General features: G+C 75.7%; 6 protein-coding genes and 1 pseudogene. All 7 read left to right on the top strand.

The features are described 5' to 3' along the window. Window positions 1-559, top strand: a pseudogene (locus tag WCS02_RS17335) (hypothetical protein); the annotation flags it as partial. A 173-nt stretch (window positions 560-732) separates the two neighbouring features. Then, window positions 733-1,035 carry a hypothetical protein gene (locus tag WCS02_RS17340; RefSeq protein ID WP_340295497.1) on the top strand — a complete coding sequence of 101 codons (303 nt, stop codon included), beginning with the start codon at window positions 733-735 and terminating at the stop codon, window positions 1,033-1,035. An 86-nt stretch (window positions 1,036-1,121) separates the two neighbouring features. Beyond that, a complete protein-coding gene (locus WCS02_RS17345; protein ID WP_340295498.1) occupies window positions 1,122-1,448 on the top strand; it encodes a CD225/dispanin family protein in 327 nt (108 codons plus the stop codon). Next, complete coding sequence (locus WCS02_RS17350; RefSeq protein ID WP_340295499.1) at window positions 1,445-1,912, top strand: DUF2752 domain-containing protein; 468 nt, start codon at window positions 1,445-1,447, stop codon at window positions 1,910-1,912. Before WCS02_RS17345 ends, WCS02_RS17350 begins: the two co-directional genes overlap by 4 nt. 139 nt (window positions 1,913-2,051) lie before the next feature. Beyond that, on the top strand, window positions 2,052-2,864 hold the full coding sequence (gene trpC, locus WCS02_RS17355) for an indole-3-glycerol phosphate synthase TrpC (protein WP_340295500.1): 813 nt from the start codon (window positions 2,052-2,054) through the stop codon (window positions 2,862-2,864). Beyond that, window positions 2,861-4,138: a tryptophan synthase subunit beta gene (trpB, locus tag WCS02_RS17360; RefSeq protein ID WP_340295501.1), complete on the top strand. Its 1,278-nt coding sequence runs from the start codon at window positions 2,861-2,863 to the stop codon at window positions 4,136-4,138. Before trpC ends, trpB begins: the two co-directional genes overlap by 4 nt. Further along, window positions 4,135-4,910: tryptophan synthase subunit alpha (gene trpA / locus WCS02_RS17365; protein ID WP_340295502.1), on the top strand; the 776-nt coding region annotated here is incomplete at its 3' end. The genes trpB and trpA, both read left to right, overlap by 4 nt.

Here is a 4,910-nt window from a genome sequence, read left to right on the forward strand (position 1 = left end):
GCTGCGGCCGGGGGCGGCGCCCGTCGTCGTGGTCGCGCCCCTGCGGCGCGGCTGGTGGCGCGCGGGAGCGCTGGGCGTGGGGGCGCTCGCCGCCGCCGGTGCCGCGGTCGCCGCCGCGTCCGTGCTCCTGCCCGGTGCCGCCACCGCCCAGGAGGAGGTGACGGCGACGCCCGCGCTCACGGCCGTCGCGTGCCTCGTGGCCGCCGCCGGGGCGCTCGCCGGTGCGGTGGCCACGGTGCGGGGACGCCACGCCGACCCGGTCGGGACCGACGGAGCGGGCACCACGACGGCCACGACGACCGGAACCACGACGGCCACGACGACCGGCACCGCCACGGCTCGGACCGGGACCGCCGGGACCAGTGCCGCCGGGACCGGTACCGCCGGGACCGGGACGGCCGGGACGGCGGCTGCCGGTGCGTCCGACGGGGCACCGGTCCCGCCGCAGGGCGCCGCGACCGGTGCCGCGCCGGACCTCCTCGCCGGCACGGTCGCCGCCCCGGACCCGGAGCCCGCCGACCTGTGGCGGGCGCTCGACGACGGCCACGACCCCACCTGAGCGCCCACCTGGTCCACCTGCCGCACGCGGTCGCCCCGACCGTCGCCCGGGCACCCGCCCACCCAGACCTGACCGGGGCACCCGGGCCTGGCAGGATGGCGGGACGCACCACAGCACCATCACCTCAGCACCACCCCACGCCCCGTCCGGCTCCAGACACCAGAGGAGGGCCCGTGCCCGCAGACGGCCGCACCCCCGCGCCCGGCCCCCAGCCCGACACGCAGGCCGACCACGACGGCCAGGTCGCCCACGGCGGCCACGGCACGTCGACCGCCGCCTGGGTCTCCACCCTCGGCGTCACCTTCGGCGCCCTCGTCGTGTGCGTCGCCATGATCTTCCAGGTGATGTGGCTCATCGTCGTGGGCGTCGTCGTCATCGTCGTCGCGGCCCTGTCGGCCCCGGTGCTCACCCGCGCCGGCTTCGGCACGGACTCCGGCACCAAGGAGTACACGGGCGAGAAGCGCGCCGTCCGCTGACGCCGCACCGGGCGCGCGTCCTGCGGCCCGGGCACCGGCACGGCTAGGTTCCCCGGGACAGTCCGTCCACCTCAGGGGAGAACACCATGTCGTCGCCGTACGAGTCCGCACCGGTCGGGCCCTCCGGGAGCCAGCCGCCGCCGTCCAACCTGGTGTGGGCGATCCTCACCACGGTCCTCTGCTGCCTGCCCTTCGGCATCGTCAGCATCGTGTTCGCCGCGCAGGTCAACGGCAAGTGGGCCTCGGGCGACTACGCCGGTGCCCAGGAGTCCTCGCGCAAGGCCCGCCGGTGGGCGATCATCGCCGCCGTCGCCGGGATCATCGTCACGGTGCTGTACCTGGTCTTCCTGTTCGCGCTCGGCGGCCTCGCCGCGCTGTCGGACCCCGCGACCACGGGGACCCTCGACCAGTGAGCTCCCTGCTGCACCCGTCCCCGGCCGCACCGTCGCGGCCGGGACGGGTGCAGCACGCACGGACGCTGCTGGGCACCACCCTGCTCGGCCCGGCGCTCGTCGCGGGCGCCGCCGCGGGGTCGCTGCTGTTCCTCCAGGTGGTCGACCCGACCGAGCCCGGCCACCTGCCGACGTGCCCGGTCCTCACCGTCACCGGCCTGTTCTGCCCCGGGTGCGGCACCCTGCGGATGCTCCACCACCTCGGCGACGGGGACCTGGTCGCCGCAGCGGCGATGAACCCCCTCGCCCTGGTGCTGCTCCCCGTCCTCGTCCTGTACTGGCTGGCCTGGGTGCGGCGGACCGTCACCGGTCGCAGCCGCGGCACGCCCGCCCCCGCCTGGGTGGTGTGGGGCTTCCTCGTGGTCTGCGCCGTCTACGCGGTGCTGCGCAACCTGCCGGGCATGTCCGTCCTCGCGCCCGGCTGAGGGCACTCGACGACCCGTCCGCGAGGGCACCTCAACGACCCGTCCGCGCGCCGGGTTCCCGACCGGGGGGCGGGTGGTCCTCGACCACGTCCCCGCCCGCGTACGATCGCCCGGACCGCACAGGGTGAGGGAGGCGGACGTGAGCGTGCTGCACAGCATCCTCGACGGCGTCAGGGAAGACGTCGCCATCCGGGAGGCCGACGTGCCCCTGGAGATCGTGAAGGAGCGTGCGCTGCGCATGCCCTCCGCGCGGAACGGGCTCGCCGCCCTGACCGTGCACCAGGGCGTCAAGGTGATCGCCGAGGTCAAGCGGGCCAGCCCGAGCAAGGGCGACATCGCCCCGATCGCCGACCCCGCCGCCCTCGCCGGGGACTACGCCGCCGGCGGCGCGAGCGTCATCAGCGTCCTCACCGAGGGCCGTCGGTTCGGCGGCTCGATCGACGACCTCAAGCTCGTCTCGGCCGCCGTGGACGTCCCCGTGCTCCGCAAGGACTTCGTCGTCACGCCCTACCAGGTGTGGGAGGCGCGCGCCGCGGGCGCGGACATGGTCCTGCTCATGGTGGTGGCCCTCACCCAGCCGGCCCTTGTCTCGCTCGTCGAGCGCGTGACCTCGCTCGGCATGACGCCCCTGGTCGAGGTCCACGACGGCGAGGAGATCGCCCGCGCCGTCGACGCCGGTGCCCGGGTCATCGGTGTCAACGCCCGCGACCTGCGCACCCTCGAGGTCGACCGCGCCAACTTCGCCCGGCTGTCCCCGCTGATCCCCGACGGGATCGTCCGCATCGCCGAGTCCGGCGTCCGCGGCCCCAAGGACGTCATGGACTACGCCCGCGCCGGGGCCGACGCGGTCCTCGTCGGCGAGACCCTCGTCCGCCAGCCCGACCCCCGCCGTGCCGTCGCCGACCTCGTCGCCGCCGGCTCGCACCCCAGCCTGAGAGTGGCCCGCCCGTGACGACGACCGACCCCCGCCCCGAGACCGCCACCGCTCCCACCGCCTCCGCCCCCACGGAGGCGCAGCGTCTCGAGGCGGCGACCACCGTCCGGCTCCAGGACCACGTCGGTCCCTACTTCGGCGAGTTCGGCGGCCGGTTCGTCCCCGAGGCGCTCGTCGCCGCCCTCGACGAGCTCGACGCGGCCTGGGCGTCGGCCCGCGTCGACCCGGTCTTCGTGGCCGAGCTAGACGAGCTCCAGCGCAGCTACACCGGCCGGCCGAGCCCCATCACCCACGCGAAGCGCTTCGGCGAGCACGCGGGCGGCGCGACGGTCCTGCTCAAGCGCGAGGACCTCAACCACACCGGCAGCCACAAGATCAACAACGTGCTCGGGCAGGCCCTTCTCACCCGGCGGATGGGCAAGTCCCGGGTCATCGCCGAGACCGGCGCCGGCCAGCACGGCGTCGCCACCGCCACCGCCGCGGCCCTCATGGGCCTGGACTGCGTCGTCTACATGGGGGAGAAGGACACCGAGCGCCAGTCGCTCAACGTCGCCCGCATGGAGCTGCTCGGCGCGACCGTCGTCCCCGTGACCTCGGGCTCGCGCACCCTCAAGGACGCCATCAACGAGGCGATGCGCGACTGGGTGACCAACGTCGACGACACCCACTACCTGCTGGGCACGGTCGCCGGCCCGCACCCGTTCCCCACCCTGGTCCGCGACCTGCACCGCGTGATCGGCGTCGAGGCCCGCGCCCAGGTGCTCGCCGAGCACGGCCGGCTGCCCGACGTGGTGGCCGCGTGCGTCGGCGGCGGCAGCAACGCCATCGGGATCTTCCACGCCTTCCTCGACGACCCCCAGGTCGAGCTGCTGGGCCTCGAGGCCGGCGGCGACGGCGTCGAGACCGGCCGCCACGCCAGCTCCATCACCGGCGGCGCGCCCGGCGTGCTGCACGGCGCCCGCAGCTACCTGCTCCAGGACTCCGACGGCCAGACCGTCGACAGCCACTCCATCTCCGCCGGCCTGGACTACCCCGGCGTCGGGCCCGAGCACGCCTGGCTGCACGCGACCGGCCGGGCCCGCTACGAGCCCGTCACGGACACCGACGCCATGGAGGCCTTCCGGCTGATGTGCCGGACCGAGGGCATCATCCCCGCCATCGAGACCGCCCACGGACTCGCCGGCGTGCTGCGCGAGGGCAAGCGGCTCGGGCCGGACGGCATCGTGCTCGTCAACTTCTCCGGGCGCGGCGACAAGGACGTGGCCACCGCGGCGGAGTGGTTCGCCCTGTGACCGGCACGACCACCGGTGTCGTCCGGGCCTCCGCGGCCGTCGACGCCGCCGTCGAGGACGGCCGCGCCGCGCTCGTCGGCTACCTGCCGGTCGGCTACCCCGACCTGCCGACGTCGATCGAGGCGATGGTCGCGCTGGCCACCAGCGGCTGCGACGTGCTGGAGATCGGCGTCCCCTACTCCGACCCGGTGATGGACGGCCCCCTCATCGCGGCCGCCGCCGACCAGGCGCTGCGCCAGGGCACCCGGCTCGCCGACACCTTCACCGCGGCCGCGGCCGTGCACGAGGCCGCCCCGGGCTGCGCGCTGCTGGTCATGACGTACTGGAACCCCGTCGCCCGCACCGGCGTCGACGAGTTCGCCGCCCGGCTCGCCGCGGCGGGCGTCAGCGGCCTCATCACGCCCGACCTCATCCCCGACGAGGCGTCGGAGTGGCTGCAGGCCAGCGAGGACCACGACCTGGAGCGGGTGTTCCTCGTGGCGCCGTCCAGCAGCGACGAGCGCATCGCCATGACCGCACGGGCGAGCAGCGGCTTCGTCTACGCCGCCTCGACGATGGGCGTGACGGGGGAGCGGGCCACGGTCGGCGGCGGCGCGGCCGACCTCGTCGCCCGCACCCGGACCGCCGGCGCCGACCGGGTCTGCGTCGGCCTGGGCGTCTCCACGCCCGAGCAGGCCGGCGACATCGCGGCCTTCGCCGACGGCGTCATCGTCGGCTCGGCCCTGGTCCGCGCGCTCAGCGGCGCGGACGGCGGCCCGGGCGGTCCCGCGGC

The sequence above is a fragment of the Aquipuribacter hungaricus genome (assembly GCF_037860755.1).
Lineage (GTDB): Bacteria > Actinomycetota > Actinomycetes > Actinomycetales > JBBAYJ01 > Aquipuribacter > Aquipuribacter hungaricus.